A 23641-nucleotide genomic window follows, 5' to 3' on the forward strand; every position below is an offset into this window, starting at 1 on the left:
TGTTTATACGCCAATCACAAAGGGCGATGCAATGGTTCGACAAAACGAACGTATATGTGACAGGTACGACATGCTGATAGGCTACATGCGGGTATCGAAGGCGGACGGCTCCCAGGCTACCGATTTGCAGCGCGACGCGCTGATTGCCGCCGGGGTCGATCCAGTACATCTTTACGAGGACCAGGCATCCGGCATGCGCGAGGATCGGCCCGGCTTGACGAGCTGCCTGAAGGCGTTGCGAACTGGCGACACACTGGTCGTGTGGAAACTGGATCGGCTCGGACGCGACCTGCGACATCTCATCAACACCGTGCACGACCTGACTGGGCGCGGCATCGGCTTGAAGGTATTAACCGGGCACGGCGCGGCCATCGACACCACGACCGCCGCCGGCAAGCTGGTCTTTGGCATCTTCGCCGCCCTGGCCGAGTTCGAGCGCGAGTTGATCGCGGAGCGCACGATTGCCGGCCTAGCCTCGGCCCGCGCGCGCGGGCGGAAAGGCGGCCGGCCGTTCAAGATGACCGCCGCCAAGCTGCGGCTGGCGATGGCGGCAATGGGTCAGCCAGAGACCAAGGTCGGCGACCTGTGCCAGGAACTTGGCGTCACGCGGCAGACCCTGTATCGGCATGTTTCACCCAAGGGTGAGCTACGTCCAGATGGCGAGAAGCTACTCAGCCGAATTTGATGCCGGCATGAGGCAACGTAGCGACAGCGTGGTTTGTCTCAATGGGAAGCGCTCATGATCGATCTTTGAAGGCCCGCAGCAGTCGTGTCACAGACAGGACGAACAAACCGGTCAGCGTGAGGGCTGCGATACCCCAGTACTCTCCGATGAACGCGCCGGCCGTCGTGCCGGCCAGCACAATGGCGAGAATCGGCAAATGGCAGGGACAGGTGAGCACGGCCAGCGCGCCCCACAGGTAGCCGGTGATCGGTTTGTGCGTCTCGGACGGCAAGCGCTCGGGGCTGTTCATGGCAGACTCTCCGCGTGCTGTGCCGGCTCGGTCGGCATGGTGGCCAACTGCACCTCCAGATCGGCCAACGCTTCGCGCCGACGCTCGACGAACTGGCGCAGAACGGCAAGCTGCGCGGCCGCTTCATCGCCGTCCGCAGCATCCAGCGCCCGGCACAGCCGCGCCAGCGCGTCCAGGCCGATGCCCGCCTCGAAGGCCGCCCGCACGAAGCACAGCCGTTGCAAGGCGGCATCATCGAACAGGCCATAGCCGCCCGGGGTGCACGCCACCGGACGCAGAAATCCGCGCAGCAGGTAGTCGCGCACGATATGCACGCTCACCCCGGCATCAAGGGCCAGCCGGGACACGGTGTAGGCGCTCATTGAAAACCTCCTTTTTTTATCCAGCGCAGCAGGAAAGCTGCTTCACGTCCTTGTTGAAGGTCTGCGCCGCAAGCTTCAACCCCTCGACCATTGTCAGGTAGGGGAACAACTGGTCGGCCAGTTCCTGCACCGTCATGCGGTTGCGGATGGCGAGCACCGCCGTCTGGATCAGTTCGCCCGCTTCCGGGGCCACCGCCTGCACGCCGATGAGCCGTCCGCTACCTTCCTCGATGACCAGCTTGATGAAGCCGCGTGTGTCGAAGTTGGCAAGCGCTCGCGGAACGTTGTCGAGTGTCAGCGTGCGACTGTCGGTCTCGATGCCATCGTGGTGCGCTTCCGCCTCGCTGTAGCCCACGGTGGCGACTTGCGGGTCGGTGAACACCACTGCCGGCATCGCGGTCAGATTGAGGGCTGCGTCGCCGCCGGTCATGTTGATCGCGGCACGGGTGCCGGCGGCCGCTGCCACGTAGACGAACTGCGGCTGGTCGGTGCAGTCGCCGGCCGCGTAGATGTTCGGGTTGCTCGTGCGCATGCCTTGGTCGATAACGATGGCCCCTTGCGCATTGACAGTGACCCCCGCCGCGTCCAGCGCGAGGCTGCGCGTATTCGGTGCCCGACCGGTGGCAACCAGCAACTTGTCAGCGCGCAATTCACCGTGTCCGGTGGTCAGCACGAATTCGCCGTTCACATGGGCGACCTGGCTGGCTTGCGTGTGCTCCAGCACCTCGATGCCCTCGGCGCGGAAAGCGGCTGTCACGGCCTCGCCGATGGCCGGGTCTTCCCGGAAGAACAAGGTGCTGCGTGCCAGGATCGTGACCTGGCTGCCGAGCCGGGCAAAGGCTTGCGCCAGTTCCAACGCCACCACCGACGAACCGATCACGGCCAGGCGTGCGGGAATGGTGTCGCTGACAAGCGCTTCGGTGGAAGTCCAGTAGGGTGACTCTTTCAGGCCCGGAATCGGCGGCACGGCCGGACTGGCACCGGTGGCGACCAGGCAGCGGTCGAACGTTACCTCGCGCTCGCCACCCTCGTTCAAACGGACGACCAGGCTCTGGTCGTCCTTGAAACGCGCTTCACCGTGCAAAACGGTGATGGCTGGATTGCCGTCCAGGATGCCTTCGTATTTGGCGTGCCGCAGTTCATCGACACGGGCCTGCTGCTGGGCCAGCAGTTTGCTGCGGTCAATCGCAGGCACAGTTGCCGCAATACCGCCGTCGAACGGACTTTCCCGGCGCAGATGGGCAATATGGGCAGCGCGGATCATGATCTTGGACGGCACACAGCCGATATTGACGCAGGTGCCGCCGATGGTGCCGCGTTCGATCAGCGTGACCGTCGCGCCTTGCTCGACGGCCTTCAGCGCCGCCGCCATCGCGGCCCCGCCGCTGCCAATGATGGCGATATGCAAACCGGCGCCCTCAAGTGCATCACGGATTTTTGGTTCATCTTTGAAATCACCAACCCGGATCGAGCCTTGATAACCCAATGCGGCGATGGCGGCCAGCAGTTGGTTGTGGCTCACGGCGGTGTCTGCCATGACTTGCGCGCGGCTTTCTGGATAGGACACCACAGCGGCATTCACGCCGGGAATCTTTTCCAAAGCATCTTTGACATGGGTGGCGCAGGATGTGCAGGTCATGCCATTCACGGTGATTTCGGTCATTTTTTTACTCCATTGAATTTCGGGGTGCAGCAGGCATCGGCTTGGCGTTTTCGTTGGATGGCGTAGATGGTCAAGCCGATGAAAATCGCCAGCGCAGGCAGCAGCACATAGTCCAGATAGCCGGTCAGCGCGGACAAGCCGACCACACCGAGCAAAATGACCAGAACAGGGGTGAAGCAACACAGCGCCACGAGGGTTGTGCCAATGATGCTGACCCGCAGCAGTGTCTTCGGGTCTTTCATGATCAGTTCTTGACTGATGATGGGTAGCCCGCATCCTCGGTAGCCTTGGTCAGTTTCTGCACGCTGGTCTTGGCATCATCGAAGGTGACCACCGCTTCGCGCGTCTCGAAGGTCACGTCAACTTTACTGACGCCATCGACCTTGGAAATCGCCTTCTTGACAGTGATCGGACAGGCCGAGCAGGTCATGCCCGGTACGGACAGCGTAACGGTCTGGGTGGCGGCCCACACGGGGGCAACAACGGCAGCGAGGGCAAGGGCGGAAAGCAGCTTTTTCATGGTGAACTCCTGTGATCAATAGAAAAATGGCACGACGTAGGGAAATCCGAGCGCGACCAAAACCAGCACGGCCACGCCCCAGAAAATGAGCTTGTAAGTAGCTCGCACTTGGGGAATCGCGCAAACCTCACCCGGTTTGCAGGCGGCTGACGGCCGGTAGATGCGCCGCCAGGCGAAGAACAACGCCACCAGCGCCACGCCGATAAAGATGGGGCGATAGGGTTCCAACACCGTCAAGTTGCCGATCCAAGCGCCGCTGAACCCCAAGGCGATCAGAACCAGCGGCCCGAGGCAGCAAGCCGAGGCGAGGATGGCGGCCAGCCCGCCAGTGAAGAGCGCGCCGCGCCCGTTTTGAGGTTCAGACATACGTTTGTCCTTTCGAATCTGAATTGGATAGCTTAAGCTTACTTCCGTAGTTATGTACGGAGTCAAGCGATATGGAAAACAATTTGGAGAACCTGACCATTGGCGTTTTCGCCAGGACGGCCGGGGTCAATGTGGAGACCATCCGGTTCTATCAGCGCAAGGGCTTGCTCCCGGAACCGGACAAGCCTTACGGCAGCATTCGCCGCTATGGCGAGACGGATGTAACGCGGGTGCGCTTCGTGAAATCAGCCCAGCGGTTGGGCTTCAGCCTGGATGAGATCGCCGAGCTGCTGCGGCTGGAGGATGGCACCCATTGCGAGGAAGCCAGCAGCCTGGCCGAGCACAAGCTCAAGGACGTGCGCGAGAGGATGGCTGACCTGGCGCGCATGGAGGCCGTGCTGTCTGATTTGGTGTGCGCCTGCCATGCGCGGAAGGGGAACGTTTCCTGCCCGCTGATTGCGTCACTGCAAGGGAAGAAAGAACCGCGCAGTGCGGACGCGGTGTAGCCCGAGGGAACTACGCCTTAGCGTGCTTTATTTTCCGTTTTCTGAGGCGACTCCAACGTCAGAAAAGACCGTGCGGTCGACTTTTGATATTTCGTGCTGTCGCCTTCTGAAAGTGACACGCGCCGCTTCGTCAGAATAGAGTCTGCTTTCCCATTTTTTGACACATGCCCGCGAAGGTTATAGATTTCAGCCTGACAGAAACGGGGTTTGAGGCGCAACGGAACAGAAAGTGCACTTAAGCCGCCTTCAACCAAGGAGACATCGTGCAGGGGCACCGCATCGGCTACGTCCGGGTCAGCAGCTTCGACCAGAACCCGGAACGCCAACTGGAACAGACCCAGGTGAGCAAGGTGTTCACCGACAAGGCATCCGGCAAGGACACCCAGCGCCCCCAGCTCGAAGCGCTGCTGAGCTTCGTCCGCGAGGGCGACACGGTGGTGGTGCACAGCATGGATCGCCTGGCCCGCAACCTCGACGACCTGCGCCGCCTGGTGCAGAAGCTGACCCAGCGCGGCGTGCGAATCGAGTTCTTGAAGGAGGGGCTGGTATTCACCGGCGAGGACTCGCCGATGGCCAACCTGATGCTGTCGGTAATGGGGGCCTTCGCTGAGTTCGAGCGCGCTCTGATCCGTGAGCGGCAGCGCGAGGGTATCGCCCTGGCCAAGCAGCGCGGCGCGTACCGGGGCCGCAAGAAGGCCCTGTCCGACGAGCAGACTGTTACCCTGCGGCAGCGGGCGGCGGCAGGTGAGCCCAAGGCGCAGCTCGCCCGCGAGTTCAACATCAGCCGCGAAACTCTCTACCAGTACCTCCGCACGGACGACTGACACATGCCGCGTCGCTTGATCCTCTCGGCCACGGAGCGGGACACCCTGCTCGCGCTGCCGGAAAGCCAGGATGACCTGATCCGCTACTACACCTTCAACGATTCCGACCTGTCACTGATCCGCCAGCGGCGCGGCGACGCCAACCGTCTGGGCTTTGCGGTGCAACTCTGCCTGCTGCGCTACCCCGGCTATGCGTTGGGCACTGACAGCGAGCTGCCCGAACCGGTCATCCTGTGGGTGGCCAAGCAAGTCCAGACCGATCCGGCGAGTTGGACGAAGTACGGCGAGCGCGATGTGACCCGTCGCGAGCACGCCCAGGAACTGCGCACCTACCTTCAACTGGCCCCGTTCGGCCTGTCCGACTTCCGCGCCCTGGTGCGCGAGCTGACCGAACTGGCCCAGCAGACCGACAAGGGCTTGCTGCTGGCCGGCCAGGCGCTGGAGAGCCTGCGGCAGAAGCGACGCATCCTGCCGGCGTTGAGCGTGATCGACCGGGCTTGCTCGGAGGCCATTGCACGGGCCAATCGGCGGGTCTACCGCGCCCTGGTCGAACCTCTCACCGACTCGCATCGGGCCAAGCTGGACGAGTTGCTTAAGCTCAAGGCCGGCAGCAGCATCACCTGGTTGACCTGGCTGCGCCAGGCACCGCTGAAACCCAACTCCCGCCACATGCTTGAGCACATCGAACGGCTGAAGACATTTCAGCTGGTGGACTTGCCCGAAGGCCTTGGCCGGCACATCCACCAGAACCGCCTGCTCAAGCTGGCCCGCGAGGGTGGGCAGATGACGCCCAAAGACCTTGGCAAGTTCGAGCCGCAGCGACGTTATGCGACCCTGGCCGCCGTGGTACTGGAGAGCACTGCAACCGTGATTGATGAGCTGGTGGATCTGCACGACCGCATCCTGGTCAAGCTGTTCAGCGGCGCGAAACACAAGCATCAGCAGCAGTTCCAGAAGCAGGGCAAGGCGATCAATGACAAAGTGCGCCTGTACTCCAAGATCGGCCAGGCGCTGCTGGAGGCAAAGGAAAGCGGCAGCGATCCCTACGCCGCCATCGAGGCGGTGATTCCCTGGGACGAGTTCACCGAGAGCGTCAGTGAGGCCGAGCTGCTGGCCCGGCCGGAGGGCTTCGACCACCTGCACCTGGTCGGCGAGAACTTCGCCACCCTGCGCCGCTACACGCCGGCCCTGCTGGAGGTACTGGAGCTGCGCGCCGCCCCGGCCGCACAAGGCGTGCTGGCAGCCGTGCAGACCCTGCGCGAGATGAACGCCGACAACCTGCGCAAGGTGCCGGCCGATGCCCCCACCGCCTTCATCAAGCCGCGCTGGAAGCCGCTGGTGATCACCCCGGAAGGCCTCGACCGGCGCTTCTACGAAATCTGCGCGCTGTCCGAGCTGAAGAACGCCCTGCGCTCCGGCGACATCTGGGTCAAGGGCTCGCGGCAGTTCCGCGACTTCGACGACTACCTGTTGCCGGCCGAGAAGTTCGCCGCGCTCAAGCGGGAACAGGCCCTGCCGCTGGCGATCAACCCGAACAGCGACCAGTACCTGGAAGAGCGCTTGCAGCTGCTGGACGAGCAGTTGGCCACTGTCGCCCGCCTGGCCAAGGACAACGAGCTGCCCGATGCCATCCTCACCGAGTCCGGCCTGAAAATCACCCCGCTGGATGCGGCGGTGCCGGATCGGGCGCAGGCGCTGATCGACCAGACCAGTCAGTTACTGCCGCGCATCAAGATCACCGAACTGCTGATGGACGTGGACGATTGGACGGGCTTCAGCCGCCACTTCACCCACTTGAAGAACGGGGCCGAGGCCAAAGACCGGACGTTGCTGCTGTCCGCGATCCTCGGTGATGCAATCAACCTCGGACTGACCAAGATGGCCGAGTCGAGCCCCGGCCTGACCTACGCCAAGCTGTCCTGGCTACAAGCCTGGCATATCCGCGATGAAACCTATTCGGCGGCCTTGGCCGAGCTGGTCAATCACCAGTACCGCCATGCCTTCGCTGCCCATTGGGGCGACGGCACCACCTCATCCTCCGATGGCCAGCGCTTCCGCGCTGGCGGCCGGGGTGAGAGCACCGGGCACGTCAACCCGAAGTACGGCAGCGAGCCAGGACGGCTGTTCTACACCCACATCTCCGACCAATACGCGCCGTTCAGCACACGCGTGGTGAATGTCGGCGTCCGAGATTCCACCTATGTGCTCGACGGCCTGCTGTATCACGAGTCCGACCTGCGGATCGAGGAGCACTACACCGACACGGCCGGTTTCACCGATCACGTCTTCGCCCTGATGCACCTGCTGGGCTTCCGCTTCGCGCCACGCATCCGCGACCTCGGCGAAACCAAACTGTACGTGCCGCAGGGCGTGCAGGCCTACCCGACGCTGCGCCCGCTGATCGGTGGCACCCTGAACATCAAGCACGTGCGCGCTCATTGGGACGACATCCTGCGCCTGGCCAGCTCGATCAAGCAGGGCACCGTTACCGCCTCGCTGATGCTGCGCAAGCTCGGCAGCTATCTGCGTCAGAACGGCCTGGCTGTCGCCCTGCGCGAACTGGGCCGGATCGAACGCACGCTGTTCATCCTGGACTGGCTGCAAAGTGTTGAACTGCGCCGCCGCGTGCATGCCGGCCTGAACAAAGGTGAGGCGCGCAACTCGCTGGCCAGGGCGGTGTTCTTCAACCGCCTTGGGGAAATCAGGGATCGGAGCTTTGAGCAGCAGCGCTACCGGGCCAGCGGCCTCAACCTGGTGACGGCGGCTATCGTGCTGTGGAACACGGTGTACCTGGAACGCGCCACCCAGGGGTTGGTCGAGGCCGGCAAGCCGGTGGACGGCGAGCTGCTGCAATTCCTGTCGCCGCTGGGCTGGGAGCACATCAACCTAACCGGCGATTACGTCTGGCGGCAGAGCCGCAGACTGGAAGACGGGAAGTTTCGGCCCCTACGGATGCCCGGAAAACCTTAGCGTACGATTTTTTCCGAATTCTGCGGGCTCCCCCAGAAGCGCATCCTCGATGCCTGGCAGGCATTTGCCGACGAGCCCGGCTTTGCCCGCGTGGCTACTCTGGATGACCTCGCCGGCAACGGTTTCAACCTGTCCATTCCGCTCTACGTGAAGCGTCAGAGCAGCAGCGCCTCGGCAGGCCAGCAGGCACAGAGCCTGCAGGAAGCCTGGGCAAGCTGGCAGGATAGCGGCCGGGCGTTCTGGCAGCAGATGGACGAACTGGTGGAAACGCTGGACGGGCTGATCGAGCCGGAGAGAACCGATGCGTAGCGCCGTCGAACTGCTGGACGAGCTCAATGCGGTGGACGAGTCCGCGCGTATCGAGGCCAAGCGTGCCAGCGACATCGGCAAGTCGGTCATGGAGACGGTGATCGCCTTCGCCAATGAGCCCGGTCTGGACGGCGGCTACCTGCTGCTGGGCGTGGACTGGGCGGTCAACGACAAGGGCGATACCGTATACCGGCCTGTGGGTTTCCCCGACCCGGACAAGGTTCAGCGCGATCTCGCCAGTCAGTGTGCCAGCATGCTCAACGTCACGCTGCGGCCAGAGATGCAGTTGGAGCAGGTGGAAGGCAAGACGCTGCTGGTGGTGTATGTGCCCGAGGCTGACGTCACTCACAAACCCGTCTACAAAAAAGCCACGGGCCTACCAGGCGGCGCTTACCGCCGCATCGGCTCAAGCGACCAGCGCTGCGTCGATGAAGACCTCTGGGTTGGGGGCTACCTGCGATATCGATGGCTGCGGTGGAGGCGAGGCCGGGCAAAGTCTTGGTGCAGGTTTGGCGGGTGCCTACTCGCTGGGGGATTTTGCTGCTGAGCCGAGCTATCAGGTCAGTTTTTCTCAGCACTATCGGCAGTTGTTGTTGGCTTGCCTCTGATGGTCGGTAAGCAGTTAGCCCCAACTAGGGTGAGGCTGCCCGAAGTCTGACCGAGCCAACACAGGCCAGTCACCAGCCTTTCACCAATTCCGCGCCGAGCGGCCCAATGCGCTCTCGGGGCGTTCAGCTATTCGCGAAAGGCATCTCTTGGCCGATAGCTGGTCCGCTTTGTGCCCAGAGTGTGTAAAAACGCACCGGTAAACCCTTGCTATGATTTCCGAGAATCTCAGCGTATGGGACGCCCATGAAACGGTTTATCCAGGGTGAACACCGAGGTCAAAGCACCTTACTTCCCGAAAGCCTCGACGACTACGTCAGCGATACCAATCCGGTTCGGGTGGTTGACGTTTTCGTCGATGAACTCGACCTAGCCACGCTAGGTTTTGATGGCGTCATTCCAGCCGAAACCGGAAGACCGGCTTACCACCCTTCGATCCTGCTGAAGATCTATATCTACGGCTATCTAAACCGCATTCAATCGAGCCGGCGTCTTGAGCGAGAAGCTCAGCGCAACGTCGAACTCATGTGGTTAACCGGGCGATTGATGCCCGATTTCAAGACCATCGCCAACTTCCGAAAAGATAACAGCAAGGCCATTCGCGGCGTCTGCCGCCAGTTCGTTTTGCTCTGCCAGCAGTTGGGGTTGTTTGGCGAAAACTTGGTTGCCATCGACGGCAGCAAATTCAAGGCAGTGAACAACCGTGACCGCAATTTCACCAGCGCCAAACTGAAGCGGCGTATGGAAGAAATCGAGGCGAGCATCAGCCGTTATTTGGCTGTGCTCGATGCGGCTGATCGACAGATTCCTAGCGCCTCCGCGCCAGACACTGCCAGCCTGGAAGATAAGATTGCCAAGCTAAAAGCGCATATGAAAGAGCTTCAAGGGATCGAAACTCAGCTCAACGATTCCCCTGATAAACAGGTTTCGCTGACCGACCCGGATGCCCGTTCGATGATGACGCGCGGCAGCGGTATCGTCGGCTACAACGTGCAGACGGCTGTCGATACGCAGCACCACCTGATCGTTGCTCACGAGGTCACCAACAGCGGTTCAGACCGCGACCAACTCAGTTCAATGGCGAAGCAGGCTCGTGAAGCCATCGGCGCAGAAACGCTGTCCGTGGTGGCTGACCGAGGCTACTTCAAGGGTGAAGAGATCCTTGCCTGTCACGACGCAAACATCACGGCCTACGTGCCTAAGCCAATGACTTCAAGCGCCAAGGCTGATGGCCGATTCAATAAAGATGCCTTCGTGTATGACCCGACGAAAAACGAATACACCTGCCCGGCGGGAGAGGCACTGATCTGGCGATTCTCCAGCGTTGAGAAAGGCATGAATATGCACTGTTACTGGAGTTCTAAGTGCCAGAGTTGTGCGCTGAAAACCCAGTGCACACCAAGCACAAATCGTCGAGTAAGGCGCTGGGAGCATGAAGCAGTGCTGGAGGAAATGCAGCGCCGGTTGAACCAAGCACCAGAGATGATGCGGGTTCGAAAACGGACTGTTGAGCATCCCTTCGGTACGCTCAAGCAATGGATGGGCGCAACGCACTTCCTGACCCGAAAGCTGAACGGGGTGAGTGCGGAGATGAGCTTGAATGTGCTCGCCTACAACTTGAAACGGGTGATGAAAATCATCGGCACCGAAGGCCTGTTGAAGGCGATGACGGCGTAAAAGCCCCAGCTTTTGCTGCTCCAAGAGGTGCCAAAGCGCTTCATAAACGCTCTGACGCGCTATTGGCGCTGATCGCGGCTATTTGCTTGGGAAACCGCCTCGCCCAGGAACACTGGGCTGAGGCACCCAAGATGCGAAAGTGTTTTTACACACTCTGTGCCACAAGCGGACGTTAAGTCGGTGAGTTATCTGTCTTGGCAAATCGGTTTGGGCCTAAGCCCTCGCTACACAGGAAATGGCGGCAACAACCTGGCCAGCAATAAAAAGCCGCCTTGCGGCGGCTCTATCCCTAAAGCAGTCATGCCCAAACTGGACGGTCAAAGGGAGGATTTCACTAAACAGGCTCTACTTATCGCTCCAGGGTTACCGGGGCCTGCGGGGCAATGTTCACCTTGAGTTCAAAGATGTCCGGCCGGGCATAATGGCCGACGACATCAAAGTCCAAGTTGGCTTGGCTAAGCAGATCCATATTGAGGTCTGCATAGATTTCTGTCTCGCAGTCGAACACCGGCCCTGCCAGTACTTCTCCGAGCGGACTTACAACCATGCTGCCCCCTCGCATCACGTAATCGTCCTCGTTGAACTCCAGGCCGAATGCATCGCGGTGCTGTTGTGGGTATTCACCAAGACGGATTGCCTGGCAGGCTGACAACACATAAACACGCCCTTCAAGAGCAATGTGCACCATGGAGCTGGCCCAGGACGGACGGTCATCTGCTGTCGGGGCGCAGTAGATCTGAACACCCTGGGCATACATGGCCTGGCGTAGTGCTGGCATGTAGTTCTCCCAGCAAATCACGCTCCCCAGGACGCCAAAATCAGTTTCTACAGGCTCGATTGTCGAGCCATCACCGAAGCCCCAAATTAGTCGTTCCTGGCCGGTGGGCATCAGCTTGCGGTGGTAACCGGCAATACCCCGGCCTGGGGCGATGGTGACCGCGGTGCAGTAAAGGGTGCGACCGAAGCGCTCGATTACACCAATCACAGTGGTAACCCCTGTGTGCTCGACACTTTCAGCAAGCAATGCCAGTTCCGGCCCATCCAGCGTCACAGCCCCATCGACATAGCGTTGGTACAGCTCACGCCCGCTGATGCTGCGATTACCCACTACGCTACCGAAAGCTATCCCCTTGGGATATCCGCCAATGAACGCTTCAGGGAATACGGCCAGCCTTGCACCTTGATCTGCTACGCGCCGCAGAATTGTGGAAGCCTTTTCAACGCTGGCTGCAGGATCATAAGGAACAGAGGCGGCCTGGATGACTGCAATTTTGGTCATGAAAAACTCCTGAGGGCAGTAAGAACCTAGAAACGTGTGATGTCGTTGTCGCGGGTTTCCGGCAAGGTCTTCCACAGCACGATGAGGCATGCCAGCGAGACGGCTGCTAGATAGGCGGCAGGGATGTTCGCGTCGCCAGTCTGGCTAATCAGGGCGGCGGCAATGAAGGGGCCTGGGCCTGCGAGTGTCGCCAGGGCCAGGTTGTGACCGAGCGCTGCTCCCGTGGAGCGGATGGACGCTGGAAAGACTTCAACCAGCAGCACCACATCCATCACCGCAGTTACAGCCACAAGTAGTCCCAGAACGATCAATCCTGCGAGGATTGCCACTGGGTTGCCGGTGTTGAGCAGCAGGAAGATTGGATAGGCCAGTACAGAGAGTGCGGCAGCAGCACTGAGCAGCAGCTTGCGTCGCCCGATGCTGTCGCTGAGCCGGCCGATCAGTGGATTGGCAATGACATAGACAACCAGCGCGATGCTGCACAGCCATAGTGCATTGCTTCGTGGTAGCCCAACGGTAGTGACCAGGTGGTTATTGGCGTAGGTGATGAAGTAGTAGAGCGAGACGCCGAACAGCGCTGAGAAGGCGAAAGTAGTGATGAAGGCGCGACGGTGTACAGACTTGCTCGGTGCTTCGAACTGTTGTGAATCGCGTTGACGTACCAGCTCTTCATACACGGGGGTATCACCCAGCTTCCGGCGGATGAAGATGGCGATACCGGTCATCACGATGGAGGCAACGAATGGGATCCGCCAGCCCCAGGACGCCAGTTGCTGGTCATCGAGTGTTGAGGTGAGGCTCGCGGCGGTGAACGTACCAAACAAGAAGGCCAAGCCAGCCGTTCCAGTGATAACGCTGGCTGCCGTCGCGCGGCGGTTGGACGGAGCACTCTCTACGATGTAGATACCTGCGCTAGACCATTCGCCCCCTACCATCATGCCTTGCACGAAACGCATGACGATCAGCAAGACAGGTGCAGCGATACCGATTGCCTCATAGGTGGGCAAAAGTCCGATGATCGTGGTGCACACACCCATACCGAAGACAGTGATGATAAGCACCGCGCGGCGACCGAGGCGGTCACCGATGGGCCCCAGAATCAATGCTCCAAATGGTCGCGATACGAAGCCTACGGCGAACACTGCCAGCGACGACAGCAGCGATACACCTGGGGCGCTAGAGGGGAAGAACAACATACCGATCACGGCAGCGAAGTAGCCGTAGATGGCGAAGTCGAACCACTCCATGAAGTTGCCGATACCCACCGCGATTGCACGCTTGCGAATGTCTGACTGCTCACCCTTGGTATGGATACTGCATGGATTTACTTTTTTATTAATTGCGTCCACGGTGCTCCCCAGCTTTTCTTAGGTGTGTATGGGCAGCAGACTATGAATCCTCTCGGCCGCAGAGCAAACGATTAGAAAATATGAGCCGGATTAGTGTACGTAATATCTCGAGAATTGATCTGAACCTGCTGCTGACGTTCCACTGCCTGATGACCGAGCGCAGTGCCACCCGAGCCTCGGCCATGCTGCATGTGACCCAGGGGGCAGTTAGCTCGGCGTTGCGTCGTTTGCGTGAGCATTTCGGAGATGAGCTCTTTATCCGCACCGCTTCCGGAATGCAGCCAACCCGTAGGGCGATGGAGCTGGCGCCGAAGATCGCCGAGGCCCTTACGTCTATCTCAGGCGTGCTTGGGGCAGAGCCGGATTTCTCCGCACACGACTCGAGCTACATTTTCAACATCGGTCTGTCCGATGATATTGAGGCCTATCTCGCTCCGCGGATCGTTAACGCCGCAGCGGATCAGGGGCTGGGAGTGAGCTTTTCGTTCCATCAGAGCAACAGCTCACTGTGGAAACAGTCGCTACAAGATCCGGACATGGATCTAGTGATTTGCAGCGAGCCGAAAGACTTCAGCAGCGGGTATTCATCCAAGGTGCTGTTTTCCTCGTCATACTCCTGCTTGTACCTGCCTGGCGCAGACAACGCAGGCACACCTATCGGCCTGGAGGAGTACTTCGAGGCAAGCCATGTGCGAGTTTCCTATGACGGCCGCCGCGGCTTTATCGACGACATGTTCGAAGCGGCGGGCTATTCGAGGCGTGTTATAGCCTCATTCACCCACTTCAGTGGCGCGCTCACCACGTTGATCAGCAGCGGCGCGATAGCCACAATTCCCACGTTCGCCGCCGAGAGCTATTCGGCCATGACTCGGCTAAGTATTTGTCCGGCGCCGATTCCGGTTCCATCATTTCGATGCTTCATGGTTTGGGACATTGCCAAGAACAGTAAGCCTCAGCACGAATGGCTGCGGCTATTCATCGGGCAGCTGACACAGAAGCTTGCTTAGACTTGGTCGCAGGTAGCCAGGAGTTACGGGAAAAAGGGGGCGGATTTATTGGAATCATCGACCGCTTCTGACCGATTTGTGCCGGTCGTCAAGGACCGCTTCGGATCACTCTCAACCGGATCGCGGGCCAGCTGATTTGCTAAAAACCCGCGCCAAACTCAACGAAGGATTTCGCATGATCCGTTTTTTTTGGGCTATGTCTGAGTTAACTGTTGCATATCCCTATACCCCAACGCCTCTTTCAAGCAAATCAATGGGTTGAGCTGTGTTTTGTAGCGCTCAAGCAGGCGGCGCCAGCCCAGATAGTTCGTTAGGTACTTGGTGGCCACACCATGAAAAGGAATCATCCAGCTCTTGAGTCGGCTGTCGTAGGCATTCACGTTCTGGATGTGGAAAGCACCATCAACCCGTCGATTCTGGCTCGGGTTAATCGGTCGGTGAGTGATGCCTTCAACCTTGGCGAAATGGGCGTAGACACCTGCGCTGTCAGTACAGAGAATCGCATCCGCGTCTATCAGCGGGCGTAGCCGCTCCCCTATGTGCTGTGCATCCAGCTTTTCCAACTTGAAGTCTGCCTGCTGACCACTGCGATCTCTTACCACCAGCACAGGAATTTGCTCGGCAGACAGTCCGCGTCGTTGGGCGCTGCCACCGCGCCGACGAGGCGGTCGAGGCAGTTCGCGTTGCCCTTTGAAGGACTCCAGGAAGAAGGTTTCATCTGCTTCAACAATGCCTGACGCGTGCTGGGCCTGGTGATCGGCAATCCGAGAAAGAAACCTATGTCGCCACAGGAAAGCTGTGTTTTTGCTGACGCCACAATGGGGTTGTACGCCGGAATCCCAGAAATTTCCGTCAGCCCAGCTCCAGTCCCGCCACGAGCGCATCCAGGTCGATGAACTTGCCGTCAGTCTGGAAGGTGTAATGCCCGTTCAGCAGGATGTGCCGCCAGGCCGCTGGCGACATCTGCGTGATCAACGCCAGCGCCTTGGCATTGCCAGCTGCCTCGTACTTCGTCAGCAGCAGGGACAGGATCGCCGAGTTGTAGAAGATGATCGCGTTGCCGATCAGCCTGGCGCACTGGTTGCTGATCTCGATTTCGATGTCGGTGCGGCCGGTCAATTCCTTCTTCCCACCGACTTGGGCGATGGTCGAGCGTAGCTGGTGATAGGACTCAATGCGGTTCTGCGAGCGGTGAACATTACGCTCCAGTTGCGGGTCGCGCAGGTAGCGCAGTGTGTAGATACTGCGGATGAGCTTGTCGAACTCGAAGATTGCGCGCCGCGTCGGGTTCGGCGCCGTATAGGTGCACAGCTTGCGGATCAGCGTGCCCTGCGTCATTTCCTTCAGGCCCAGTGTGGCGACGATTCGGTCGATGTTCGCCTTCTCACCGACGATGAGTTGCCGGTCGATCTGGCCAGCCGGCCGGATCAGGCATTTCTCGTACAATGCCAGATCATCGGCGCAATACAGCTCCTGCAACTGGTCGTCGAGGTCGGTGAAGCGCGGCTCGAAACGAAGTCCGAACCAGTGCAGGATGGCGAAGTTGGCCTTGTTGATGCTGTGCATGTCGCCGGTGATCGCGCTCGGCACGATGTCCGACGTGTTGCGGTACCAGATGTCGAACACGTGGTGAGCCTCGTACTCGTGTGCGCCTATCAGGTAGCCGTTCAACGGCACGTGATTGCACAGCAGCGTGTAGGCGACGACGCCCTTGCCGCGGCCGAAATATTTGCGCGAGTAGCGCGCCTTCACAGTTGGTCGCTCGACGCCGAATTTCTGCCCATCAACGGCACCGTACAACGAATCGAGGTCGAACGAGTAATGCGGGAAGATCGGCAGTGCGGCGATGGCGTTGCTGATGCAATCGTTGGCCACATGTAGCGTCGCCTGGCGCAGGTACTGCTGGTAGGTACTCTCCAGGACGTGGTACGGGATGTCGCTGGTACGTGCCATAACCTGGTTGCCGTGGTTCATGGCTTGGGCAATGATCACCGCCATCAGACTGTCGGCGTCGGCTACCTTCTTCGCATAGCGTGGCTGCAATGGTGTCAGCGCCGACAGGAACTGGCACTGGCCGTTGACGAAGCGAAACACGTCGGCGACATCGCAGTATGGCAGTTGCTCGTAGAGAGCTTGCTCGCGCGCCTTCTGGTTCTCCCCCTTGGGCTTGCGCCAGGTCAGTCTCTGCGTGTCCTTGTCGTATTCCAGGTGCGTCAGCTTGCCCTGTTTCAGCTCGCGATTGAACGCCACCCATTGCGCACGCAACTCGGTCGCCAGTGCATCGAGCTGGGCACTGACCGGCTGCCGCAGGAAGGGGATGTCCATCTGCGCGAGCACGGCGGCTTTCTCGTCCATCGAAACCAACTCGTCGGACAAATGCCGGTGCTGCAAGCTATCGTCAATGTAGAGCTCGCCCGCCTGGAAGCGTTTCCTGACCTGACGGTAAAGCCAGAATTCGTAACGATCGGCATGCAGGCCTGTCGGCGTGCCTTCGGCATCGAACATCAGCAGGTACGGACGCAAGCGTTTCGGCAGCGTTGCCGCCGGACATTCGTCGAGTGGCCGTTGTGATAGGCGCTGCTGCTTGGCGAACACGCTCTTGGCCCAAGTCAGCGCCGCGAGCCATGGGTTATCGGGGGCCGTGCCGGCGAAGTCGAGCGCGACGTACAGCGGCCGTAGATGGCGTCGAATGCGTTCGGCCAGGCCGTCCACCGCCTGCCAGTGCAGCGCCAGTTTGTTCAGTGGCTTGACGCTCATGCGCTGCGCCGTGTTTTGCAGCAATTCCCTGGACATGATTTTGTAGGCGCGTTGGCGCACCTCGCCGAACGGCGTCGGATCGGCCACGCTGTCGTCCACGTACAGCGACAGCAGGCGGCCAACCTGCGGCGTTTCCTGATGGCGTCGCAGCTGTTCGGCGACAAAGGACTGTTTCGCACCCGTGCGGCTCTCGTCCTCAAGTTTTTTCATGTGGAAGGCCATCGCGTCGACCAGGTTGTCGGTGAGCTGCCGGTAACGTACCCAGGCATAGCACAGCAGGTAGAGCCGGGTCTGCTCCGCCTTCAGGTGGCGCAGGTCATGGACGGTATAGAAGTTCGCCAGGCTCGCGTAGTACAGCAGGTTCTGCTGCGAGATGCCGAGCTTGGGCAGCAGCGCCTTGGCGATCCCGTGCAAGGACTTCAGCGTGGCGCGCTTCTCGCGCTCCCCTGCCATCTGACGCCAGCCGAAATCTTTAGCGTCCTGCTTGAGCGCTGCCAGTTGAGACAGGGTGTCGTCACGCACCAGGAGCTGGCCCAGCGCAGCTTTGGCCGATTCGTCCAACACTTCTGCCAGCAAGCCGCCCAAGCGCCTGCGTTCGGTGGACAGGGCTTCACTGACCAGCTCTTGTAAGGTGGTGTGGCCGGGCCGGATGATTTTGTGCTCGCTGAGCCAAACGATCAGTTCGGCGGCCACGAATCCTGGCATTACGTCGCGCCGCACGATCTGTTCAGCCTGCTGTGCCAGTTGCGGCAGGAAGCTAGCCGCCCACGACCGGTAGCCGAACAGTTCGGCGATCTGACCCCTCTGGCTGTAGTGCTCATGCTTGGTGATCGCCTTGCGTTCGAACGCTTCGCCGTGGAAATAGCGACTCAGCACGAAGGCGCAATCGTCCTCGACCTCATGCCAATCGAAGCGGAAGAAAGCATGCTTGGCCTTGAAGTAGCCGATCTGCAAGACGCAATAGACTTGGGCCTGCAGGCTAGGCCGGCTGCTGGCGAACGCCAGTTCAGATTCGGCCAACGCCAGGTATTCCAGCCGCTGAGCATCGTCGAAGTCCGGTAGGCCGTACAAGGCTTCCTGCTCTGCGTCAGAAAAGACGGTGAGTAGCTTATTCTTGTTGCTCATCGACCGTCCTTCCCGCACCACGCCAACCTGCTCGCGTCAATGTTTCGATCAACGTAGTGCGCTTGACATTGAAGTTGCGGCACACCGCCGCCTTAGACATGCCGCCATCGAGCGCGGCGACGATGGCGTCCAGCTTCTCACCAGTGATCGCCTGCGGCCGGCCGCCGATCCGGCCGCGTTTGCGTGCGGCGGCCAAGCCCGCGACGACGCGCTCCTGAATCAAGGCGCGCTCGTACTGCGCGAGCGCACCGAACACCTGGAACAGGAATTCGCCCGAGGGCGTCGTAGTGTCCAGGTTCTCTGTCAGCGAGCGGAACGCCACCCGCTTGTCCTTGAGCGAAGTCACAATGGCGAGCAGGTGCGACAGCGAGCGACCGAGCCGGTCGAGTTTCCACACCACCAGCACATCGCCGGCTCGAACGAACTCAAGCGCCCGCGCCAAGCCGGCACGGTCATCCTTCGCGCCAGAGGCACGATCCTCAAACAGGTGACGCGGATCGACGCCGGCGGCGAGCAGCGCGTCGCGCTGCAAGTCCGTGCTCTGGCGGTCGGAGTCCGACGACACGCGCATGTAGCCAACCAACATAGGCGGATAACCATCAAAAACAGGTTTCCGCATAATAGTGAATAGCGATAGAGTTTTCCGTACATTTTTGAGGGGGTGTTGCACAGGTAGCACAGCGGCGGCTGACAGCCTGTCGCAAAACAAATGTTTTACGACACCTCCTTGAGGTTGCCGCGTTTACATCATTACCTGAACAGGTATAAAATTCCGTCATGACAAACAAAGAAAAACCGCTCGAATGGATCGCGAGCAGCCACAAGGATTTGATGGCGTTGCCGTCCGACGTGCGTCGCCGTTTCGGTTACGCGCTCTCGTTGGCGCAGATAGGCGATCAGGATGACGCAGCAAAGGTGCTCAAGGGGTTCGGTGGTACCGGCGTGCTGGAGGTCGTCGAAGACGATGCCGGCGGCACCTATCGAGCGGTATACACGGTCAAGTTTGCGGAAGCGGTGTTCGTCCTGCACTGCTTCCAGAAGAAGAGCAAGAGCGGAATCGCCACGCCAAAGGCCGACATGGACATCATCCGCGCTCGGCTGAAGGTGGCCGAGGTATTGGCACAGGAGCTACGAAATGCAAAAACGAATCATTGAAGGCGTCGAGGTTCAGCGCAGCTCGGGCAACGTCTTTGCCGACCTTGGACTGCCTGACGCTGAAAAGCTCAAGATCAAGACCGGCCTGGTGGTCGAGATCAGGAGGGCCATGCGCGCCCTTGGGCTGACTCAACAAGCGGCGGCCAAACGCATGGGCATCCCGCAACCGAAGGTGTCGGGCATGATGCGCGGCGACTTCACCAATCTATCCGAACGCAAGCTGATGGATTGTCTGAATCGCCTCGGCTACGACATCGAAATCAAGGTACGGCCAGCAGCCGAGCCGATCGGGCATCTAACGCTCGCAACCGCTTAATCGGAGCTCTCCTGATGGCAGCCCGCATCACCGACGACGAATGGGACGAACTGACTCCCGAGAATTTCGATACCACGGCACTGCTGCGTGCAGTCGATGCCGTGGACGTGCTGCGCGGCGATTTGAATGACAGCGCAGACGGCGCACCTCCGCAACTGCGCACCGACCTGTTGAAGCTGCATCAACTGGCAATGGCCGCGTTCAACGAGGGATCACGCAGCCGAGTGGCTGAGCTATTTGATCTCGCCGTGGATCTTCAGGATCAGGTTGATCATCTGATGACCTCGCTGGAACAAGTGCAAGAAACCCTGTCCCGGTTGACGGCGCTCTACCCAGAAAGCCTGTCCTGAATGTTCTTGGAGACAACCACATCATGAGCCGCAGCCGCCGCAAAACGCCCATCGTTGGGCACACGACCTGCCGTAGCGAGCGCGAGGACAAGAAACTCTGGCATCAGCGCTGGCGAACCCACGAGCGCACCGCGCTGGCCAGCGCGTCGCCGGAAGCTCTATGCGCCCATCTGCCTCTACTGGAAAACCAGGTCAGCAACGTCTGGTCGATGGGTAAGGATGGCCGCTCCTACTGGCCCATCAAGCGCCAGGCCGCCACGGCGGATCGCATTGCCAACCACAAGGGACGCAATCCGCAAGAGCGCGCCTCCCTGAAAAAGCGTCTGCTGCGCAAGTGGATGAGCAAATGAACCTGTCCACCATCGAGGCGCTGGCTATCGCTTGGGCGCGAATCGCTGAAGAAGCAGAACTCCCAGCCGGCTACGAGGGCACGGCGACGCCAGAGGCGCATCGGGCCTGCGAGGTGATCCAGGAGCGGATTCGAGAGCACGTCGTCGCCACCAATGACATGCGGCTGTTCGGCCTGCTGCACCTGCTTGGGCAGGCGTCGCTGCGCATGGAGCAAGCGCTGTGGCCGGAAGAATATGCGCGGATGACCCGCGAGGTCGAGGAAGCTCTCCGAGAGGCCGACGACCCCAACGCCAAGTCGTACACCCACGAAGAAGTCATGCAGGCGATGCAGGAACGCATCGACCGAGCGCGAGACAAAGCCATGTTGATCGGCTGACGGAAATTTCGGCGGTTCCGGCTGATCCAAGAATCTTGGCGTGACCTTACCTCCGCTCTACCGCTGGGTGCCAGCCTCGGCGCACGCCTAACCACCCAACTCAGAAAGGAAAATAAGTTGGTAAAACGCATTCCCGTATCCGAGCTTCGTCTCGGCATGTACATCCACAAGCTCGCCGGCTCTTGGGTTCGACACCCATTCTGGCGCGGCAGCTTCCTGCTGACCGAGCCTCAGGATCTCTCTGCCATTCGAGAATGTGGCGTCGGGGAGGTCTGGGTCGACTTGGCCAAAAGCCAAGTCGACCCAGAGAGCCCAGAGAGCCCAGAGAGCCCAGAGCCCAGAGCCCAGAGCCCAGAGCCCAGAGCCCAGAGAATTGTCGGAGGAGCAATCTCTGCCGTCTAGTCCACTAAGCAAGAAAAGTGACGGCGCAACCTCAATGGAGAGCGAAATGTGTTATGCACGGAAACTCTGTCTTGCGGCCAAGTCCCAAGTCATGGACATGTTCCAGGAAGCCCGGCTTGGCAAGGCCGTCGACCCAAGCACGACGTTGCCGCTGGTCGGAGAAATCGCTGCCTCGGTGCTGCGCCAACCTCATGCCCTCATCAGCGTCGCACGCATCAAAACGCACGACGATTACACCTACCTGCACTCGGTTGCCGTCTGCGCCCTGATGCTATCGCTGGCCCGGCATCTCGATCTAGACGAGGAGCAAACGCGCCTGGCTGGCATCGGCGGACTGATGCACGACCTAGGCAAGGCCGCGATGCCGCTGGAAGTGCTTAACAAACCAGGCAAGCTCACCGATGCCGAGTTCGCCATCATGAAGCGCCACCCTGTGGAGGGCGCAAAGATGCTGCGCGCAGGCGGGGCCGAGCCCGGGGTGGTGGACATTGCCCTGCACCATCACGAGAAGATCGACGGAACCGGCTACCCGGATCGCTTGGCCGGTGACGCCATTTCACTCCTGGCCCGCATGGGCGCAATCTGCGACGTCTATGATGCCGTGACGTCGGAGCGAGCCTACAAAAAGCCGTGGGACCCGTCCGCGGCGATGCGGCAGATGGCCAAGTGGGAGGGCCATTTCGACAAACGCATCTTCCACGCCTTCGTCAAGGCCGTGGGCATCTACCCCGTCGGCTCCTTGGTTCGCCTGTCCTCTCAGCGTCTGGCCGTTGTCGTTGAGCCGGGAATGGAATCACTGCTGACTCCCAAGGTTCGCGTGTTCTTCTCGCTACGCTCGAGAGAGCCGATCCCGATGCAGACCATCGACCTGGCGGCCACGAGTTGCAAGGACAGTATCACTGGCCCCGAAGACCCGACGCTCTGGAACTTCAAGAACCTCGACGACTTGTGGATGGAATAGCCCCCACAAAACGACGGCCCCGTGAGGGAGCCGTTGAACATCGTCGAGCGATGCCCGTCCAGGGAGGGATGGCCGAGCTCGATTCTCCAGAAGGTAGCTGGTGACACGAGTGTTGAGCCCACCCAACTAGGGTGACGGAAATTTCTGGGGTTCCGGCTTACATCCCCTTATCCGGTCAGTGCTTGCCAGCTTGGGCTACCAGCTCAAGGAGGCAGTGCTCAACGGAAACGATTTCGGCGCTCTTGAGCGACGCAATCGCCTGGTGGTTGTCGCGACCAGCAAAGGGCTTCCTGACCTGTTCGACTTTACCCAGCTTCGGCCGGTTAGGGAGAAAGAGGGAAGCATCAGTGAGGTGCTGGAGGATATCCCGCTCGATTCTGAGCGTTGGAAACCATTCGACTACCTGGCTGCGAAAGAAGCCCGAGACAAGGCGGCAGGCAAAGGGTTCGCCCGGCAACTGCTGACTGGTACCGAAGGGCATTGCGGAACTATCGGTCGGTCATACGCGAAGTGCAGAAGCACTGAACCGTTCCTGGTTCATCCGGTTGATCCGTCGCTTTCACGGTTGTTCACGCCGGTAGAGCATGCGCGGCTGAAGGGAATCCCAGAGGAAATTATCTCTGGACTTCCCGACACCACCGCTCATGAAGTGCTTGGCCAATCGGTGATCTACCCCGTGTTCGAGTCCGTTGGGGTCGAACTGGGTGTGGCGCTGAACGGCGCAGTAAACCCGGATATCGGGCAATTAAGGTCTGCTGGGGTTGTTTCGGTTTGCCAGCAGATTTGTGGTGGTGGGAACTGCGGTACTGGTGCGGTCTGCCAGGAAGGGGTCAACCCAAGCACAGAAATGCCGGCAGTGCTGTTCAGGGCCCCTAACCAGGGGCAAGGGCAGCTGGACCTGGTAGCAGCGTAACCAATAACCCAAGCGGGGAGAAATCCCCGCTTGGGGCTCTCTCCGTTTCAAAAGGAGAGAGCAATGAGCGCAATTCTTGAAGCGGCCCGCATTCAAGGCAGCCAACAGATATGCCGAAAGGCCTGGGTCAGCCGGGGCAGCATGAAGGTCCATCTCTGGGAGCTATCCGAGGGCGGGGTCATCTTGCTGCGTCATGACCAGGGGAAAGGGTTCATTCAGCCGGTACTGCTGGACGAACCGCTAGAGGTGGTCGTTGATCGCTTCCGCAACAAAGTAGGCAATCGGGTGTTCTCACCCAATGGCGCATGAAGAACAACAGGCCGGGTACTCCTATGGAGTCCCGGCCTTTTTGTTTCTAAACAGGCTTGAACAGAGTGATGGTTTTGGTAAAATCGCGCGCACAGAGACTCACATTTCAAAGTGAAGGCCTCTAAAGAATCCCTCCAGCGTAGCGACCGCTGCGCTCAAGAACCTTAGTGTCGAGCATGTGCTCTTCACCAAGCGTCTGAACCATGTATGTGGT

General features: G+C 60.1%; 27 protein-coding genes and 1 pseudogene. 17 read left to right on the plus strand and 11 right to left on the minus strand.

Annotation, left to right across the window (positions count from 1 at the left end; translation table 11 throughout):
- Positions 1-70 precede the first annotated feature (70 nt).
- Entirely contained in the window at positions 71-685 is a 615-nt protein-coding gene (locus FHL16_RS24245) for a recombinase family protein (protein WP_000904941.1), read from the plus strand.
- 52 nt (positions 686-737) lie between these two features.
- On the opposite strand, the gene merE is transcribed toward FHL16_RS24245, so the two are convergent.
- The 6 genes from merE to merT are packed head-to-tail and all read right to left on the minus strand — an operon-like array spanning position 738 to position 3885.
- Positions 738-974: a broad-spectrum mercury transporter MerE gene (merE, locus tag FHL16_RS24250; protein ID WP_001087809.1), complete on the minus strand. Its 237-nt coding sequence runs from the start codon at positions 972-974 to the stop codon at positions 738-740.
- Entirely contained in the window at positions 971-1336 is a 366-nt protein-coding gene (gene merD, locus FHL16_RS24255) for a mercury resistance co-regulator MerD (RefSeq protein ID WP_010466447.1), read from the minus strand. Before merD ends, merE begins: the two co-directional genes overlap by 4 nt.
- Positions 1337-1352: 16 nt before the next feature.
- Positions 1353-2999, minus strand: coding sequence for a mercury(II) reductase (gene merA / locus FHL16_RS24260; protein ID WP_000136268.1), 1647 nt, complete (start codon positions 2997-2999; stop codon positions 1353-1355).
- Positions 2996-3241: a mercury resistance system transport protein MerF gene (merF, locus tag FHL16_RS24265; RefSeq protein WP_000654684.1), complete on the minus strand. Its 246-nt coding sequence runs from the start codon at positions 3239-3241 to the stop codon at positions 2996-2998. Before merF ends, merA begins: the two co-directional genes overlap by 4 nt.
- 2 nt (positions 3242-3243) lie before the next feature.
- Complete coding sequence (gene merP / locus FHL16_RS24270) at positions 3244-3519, minus strand: mercury resistance system periplasmic binding protein MerP (RefSeq protein ID WP_000735441.1); 276 nt, start codon at positions 3517-3519, stop codon at positions 3244-3246.
- A gap of 15 nt (positions 3520-3534) precedes the next feature.
- Complete coding sequence (gene merT, locus FHL16_RS24275) at positions 3535-3885, minus strand: mercuric ion transporter MerT (RefSeq protein WP_001294667.1); 351 nt, start codon at positions 3883-3885, stop codon at positions 3535-3537.
- A 71-nt stretch (positions 3886-3956) separates the two neighbouring features.
- Here merT and merR point away from each other — a divergent pair, with 71 nt between their 5' ends.
- The 6 genes from merR (at position 3957) to FHL16_RS24310 (ending at position 10777) form a co-directional block, all read left to right on the plus strand.
- A complete protein-coding gene (merR, locus tag FHL16_RS24280; RefSeq protein WP_000429838.1) occupies positions 3957-4391 on the plus strand; it encodes an Hg(II)-responsive transcriptional regulator in 435 nt (144 codons plus the stop codon).
- A 263-nt stretch (positions 4392-4654) separates the two neighbouring features.
- The gene (locus tag FHL16_RS24290) at positions 4655-5215 is read left to right on the plus strand and encodes a recombinase family protein (RefSeq protein ID WP_033958617.1); all 561 of its coding nucleotides are present in this window, start codon (positions 4655-4657) and stop codon (positions 5213-5215) included.
- 3 nt (positions 5216-5218) lie between these two features.
- On the plus strand, positions 5219-8185 hold the full coding sequence (locus tag FHL16_RS24295) for a Tn3-like element TnAs1 family transposase (protein ID WP_077749513.1): 2967 nt from the start codon (positions 5219-5221) through the stop codon (positions 8183-8185).
- 42 nt (positions 8186-8227) lie between these two features.
- Positions 8228-8494 (plus strand): N-6 DNA methylase, encoded by a 267-nt coding sequence (locus FHL16_RS24300; protein ID WP_256578016.1) that lies wholly within the window; start codon positions 8228-8230, stop codon positions 8492-8494.
- Positions 8487-9041, plus strand: a complete 555-nt coding sequence (locus FHL16_RS24305; RefSeq protein ID WP_202979496.1) for an AlbA family DNA-binding domain-containing protein — start codon at positions 8487-8489, stop codon at positions 9039-9041. Before FHL16_RS24300 ends, FHL16_RS24305 begins: the two co-directional genes overlap by 8 nt.
- Positions 9042-9346: 305 nt before the next feature.
- Positions 9347-10777: an IS1182 family transposase gene (locus FHL16_RS24310; protein WP_077566290.1), complete on the plus strand. Its 1431-nt coding sequence runs from the start codon at positions 9347-9349 to the stop codon at positions 10775-10777.
- 349 nt (positions 10778-11126) lie between these two features.
- On the opposite strand, the gene FHL16_RS24315 is transcribed toward FHL16_RS24310, so the two are convergent.
- A complete protein-coding gene (locus FHL16_RS24315; protein ID WP_003464945.1) occupies positions 11127-12056 on the minus strand; it encodes a carbon-nitrogen hydrolase family protein in 930 nt (309 codons plus the stop codon).
- Positions 12057-12082: 26 nt separating this feature from the next.
- On the minus strand, positions 12083-13405 hold the full coding sequence (locus FHL16_RS24320) for an MFS transporter (RefSeq protein ID WP_077749515.1): 1323 nt from the start codon (positions 13403-13405) through the stop codon (positions 12083-12085).
- Positions 13406-13485: 80 nt separating this feature from the next.
- Between FHL16_RS24320 and FHL16_RS24325 the strand changes: the two genes are divergently transcribed.
- Positions 13486-14412 (plus strand): LysR family transcriptional regulator, encoded by a 927-nt coding sequence (locus tag FHL16_RS24325; protein WP_003464940.1) that lies wholly within the window; start codon positions 13486-13488, stop codon positions 14410-14412.
- Between the two features lie 194 nt (positions 14413-14606).
- On the opposite strand, the pseudogene FHL16_RS24330 reads toward FHL16_RS24325, so the two are convergent.
- The 3 genes and pseudogenes from FHL16_RS24330 to FHL16_RS24340 form a co-directional block, all read right to left on the minus strand.
- Positions 14607-15233 (minus strand): annotated as a pseudogene (locus FHL16_RS24330) (IS1595-like element ISAchd1 family transposase); the annotation flags it as partial.
- 31 nt (positions 15234-15264) lie between these two features.
- Positions 15265-18294 (minus strand): Tn3 family transposase, encoded by a 3030-nt coding sequence (locus FHL16_RS24335; protein ID WP_024015041.1) that lies wholly within the window; start codon positions 18292-18294, stop codon positions 15265-15267.
- On the minus strand, positions 18278-18880 hold the full coding sequence (locus FHL16_RS24340) for a recombinase family protein (RefSeq protein ID WP_010465829.1): 603 nt from the start codon (positions 18878-18880) through the stop codon (positions 18278-18280). The genes FHL16_RS24335 and FHL16_RS24340 overlap by 17 nt, the downstream gene beginning before the upstream one ends.
- Positions 18881-19071: 191 nt before the next feature.
- Between FHL16_RS24340 and FHL16_RS24345 the strand changes: the two genes are divergently transcribed.
- From FHL16_RS24345 to FHL16_RS24385, 9 genes are all read left to right on the plus strand, one after another.
- Positions 19072-19449: a type II toxin-antitoxin system RelE/ParE family toxin gene (locus FHL16_RS24345; RefSeq protein WP_042933781.1), complete on the plus strand. Its 378-nt coding sequence runs from the start codon at positions 19072-19074 to the stop codon at positions 19447-19449.
- Positions 19430-19765 (plus strand): helix-turn-helix domain-containing protein, encoded by a 336-nt coding sequence (locus FHL16_RS24350; protein ID WP_001172026.1) that lies wholly within the window; start codon positions 19430-19432, stop codon positions 19763-19765. The genes FHL16_RS24345 and FHL16_RS24350 overlap by 20 nt, the downstream gene beginning before the upstream one ends.
- 14 nt (positions 19766-19779) lie before the next feature.
- Positions 19780-20115, plus strand: a complete 336-nt coding sequence (locus FHL16_RS24355) for a hypothetical protein (RefSeq protein WP_000741275.1) — start codon at positions 19780-19782, stop codon at positions 20113-20115.
- 23 nt (positions 20116-20138) lie between these two features.
- Positions 20139-20465 (plus strand): hypothetical protein, encoded by a 327-nt coding sequence (locus FHL16_RS24360; protein ID WP_000091614.1) that lies wholly within the window; start codon positions 20139-20141, stop codon positions 20463-20465.
- On the plus strand, positions 20462-20842 hold the full coding sequence (locus tag FHL16_RS24365; RefSeq protein WP_001054412.1) for a hypothetical protein: 381 nt from the start codon (positions 20462-20464) through the stop codon (positions 20840-20842). Before FHL16_RS24360 ends, FHL16_RS24365 begins: the two co-directional genes overlap by 4 nt.
- Positions 20843-20998: 156 nt before the next feature.
- Positions 20999-21244, plus strand: a complete 246-nt coding sequence (locus FHL16_RS24370; protein ID WP_232859924.1) for a DUF3391 domain-containing protein — start codon at positions 20999-21001, stop codon at positions 21242-21244.
- Between the two features lie 91 nt (positions 21245-21335).
- Entirely contained in the window at positions 21336-22205 is an 870-nt protein-coding gene (locus FHL16_RS24375) for an HD-GYP domain-containing protein (protein ID WP_223198360.1), read from the plus strand.
- 178 nt (positions 22206-22383) lie between these two features.
- Positions 22384-23118, plus strand: coding sequence for a DNA cytosine methyltransferase (locus FHL16_RS24380; RefSeq protein ID WP_371917162.1), 735 nt, complete (start codon positions 22384-22386; stop codon positions 23116-23118).
- A gap of 63 nt (positions 23119-23181) precedes the next feature.
- Entirely contained in the window at positions 23182-23427 is a 246-nt protein-coding gene (locus FHL16_RS24385) for a hypothetical protein (protein ID WP_069900592.1), read from the plus strand.
- Positions 23428-23641 lie beyond the last annotated feature (214 nt).

The sequence above is a fragment of the Pseudomonas sp. FSL W5-0299 genome (assembly GCF_005930655.1).
GTDB lineage: Bacteria > Pseudomonadota > Gammaproteobacteria > Pseudomonadales > Pseudomonadaceae > Aquipseudomonas > Aquipseudomonas mandelii.

Excerpts from the sequence above, each read along its gene's own strand:
- merP (WP_000735441.1), bottom strand. The coding sequence starts at position 3,519 with ATGAAAAAGCTGCTTTCCGCCCTTGCCCTCGCTGCCGTTGTTGCCCCC.
- FHL16_RS24295 (WP_077749513.1), top strand. The coding sequence starts at position 5,219 with ATGCCGCGTCGCTTGATCCTCTCGGCCACGGAGCGGGACACCCTGCTC.
- FHL16_RS24370 (WP_232859924.1), top strand. The coding sequence starts at position 20,999 with ATGTACATCCACAAGCTCGCCGGCTCTTGGGTTCGACACCCATTCTGG.
- merD (WP_010466447.1), bottom strand. The coding sequence starts at position 1,336 with ATGAGCGCCTACACCGTGTCCCGGCTGGCCCTTGATGCCGGGGTGAGC.
- FHL16_RS24340 (WP_010465829.1), bottom strand. The coding sequence starts at position 18,880 with ATGTTGGTTGGCTACATGCGCGTGTCGTCGGACTCCGACCGCCAGAGC.
- FHL16_RS24325 (WP_003464940.1), top strand. The coding sequence starts at position 13,486 with ATGAGCCGGATTAGTGTACGTAATATCTCGAGAATTGATCTGAACCTG.
- merF (WP_000654684.1), bottom strand. The coding sequence starts at position 3,241 with ATGAAAGACCCGAAGACACTGCTGCGGGTCAGCATCATTGGCACAACC.
- FHL16_RS24360 (WP_000091614.1), top strand. The coding sequence starts at position 20,139 with ATGAGCCGCAGCCGCCGCAAAACGCCCATCGTTGGGCACACGACCTGC.
- FHL16_RS24355 (WP_000741275.1), top strand. The coding sequence starts at position 19,780 with ATGGCAGCCCGCATCACCGACGACGAATGGGACGAACTGACTCCCGAG.
- merA (WP_000136268.1), bottom strand. The coding sequence starts at position 2,999 with ATGACCGAAATCACCGTGAATGGCATGACCTGCACATCCTGCGCCACC.
- merR (WP_000429838.1), top strand. The coding sequence starts at position 3,957 with ATGGAAAACAATTTGGAGAACCTGACCATTGGCGTTTTCGCCAGGACG.
- FHL16_RS24305 (WP_202979496.1), top strand. The coding sequence starts at position 8,487 with ATGCGTAGCGCCGTCGAACTGCTGGACGAGCTCAATGCGGTGGACGAG.
- FHL16_RS24335 (WP_024015041.1), bottom strand. The coding sequence starts at position 18,294 with ATGAGCAACAAGAATAAGCTACTCACCGTCTTTTCTGACGCAGAGCAG.
- FHL16_RS24365 (WP_001054412.1), top strand. The coding sequence starts at position 20,462 with ATGAACCTGTCCACCATCGAGGCGCTGGCTATCGCTTGGGCGCGAATC.
- FHL16_RS24245 (WP_000904941.1), top strand. The coding sequence starts at position 71 with ATGCTGATAGGCTACATGCGGGTATCGAAGGCGGACGGCTCCCAGGCT.
- FHL16_RS24375 (WP_223198360.1), top strand. The coding sequence starts at position 21,336 with ATGGACATGTTCCAGGAAGCCCGGCTTGGCAAGGCCGTCGACCCAAGC.
- FHL16_RS24315 (WP_003464945.1), bottom strand. The coding sequence starts at position 12,056 with ATGACCAAAATTGCAGTCATCCAGGCCGCCTCTGTTCCTTATGATCCT.
- FHL16_RS24345 (WP_042933781.1), top strand. The coding sequence starts at position 19,072 with ATGACAAACAAAGAAAAACCGCTCGAATGGATCGCGAGCAGCCACAAG.
- FHL16_RS24310 (WP_077566290.1), top strand. The coding sequence starts at position 9,347 with ATGAAACGGTTTATCCAGGGTGAACACCGAGGTCAAAGCACCTTACTT.
- FHL16_RS24350 (WP_001172026.1), top strand. The coding sequence starts at position 19,430 with ATGCAAAAACGAATCATTGAAGGCGTCGAGGTTCAGCGCAGCTCGGGC.
- merE (WP_001087809.1), bottom strand. The coding sequence starts at position 974 with ATGAACAGCCCCGAGCGCTTGCCGTCCGAGACGCACAAACCGATCACC.
- merT (WP_001294667.1), bottom strand. The coding sequence starts at position 3,885 with ATGTCTGAACCTCAAAACGGGCGCGGCGCGCTCTTCACTGGCGGGCTG.
- FHL16_RS24385 (WP_069900592.1), top strand. The coding sequence starts at position 23,182 with ATGAGCGCAATTCTTGAAGCGGCCCGCATTCAAGGCAGCCAACAGATA.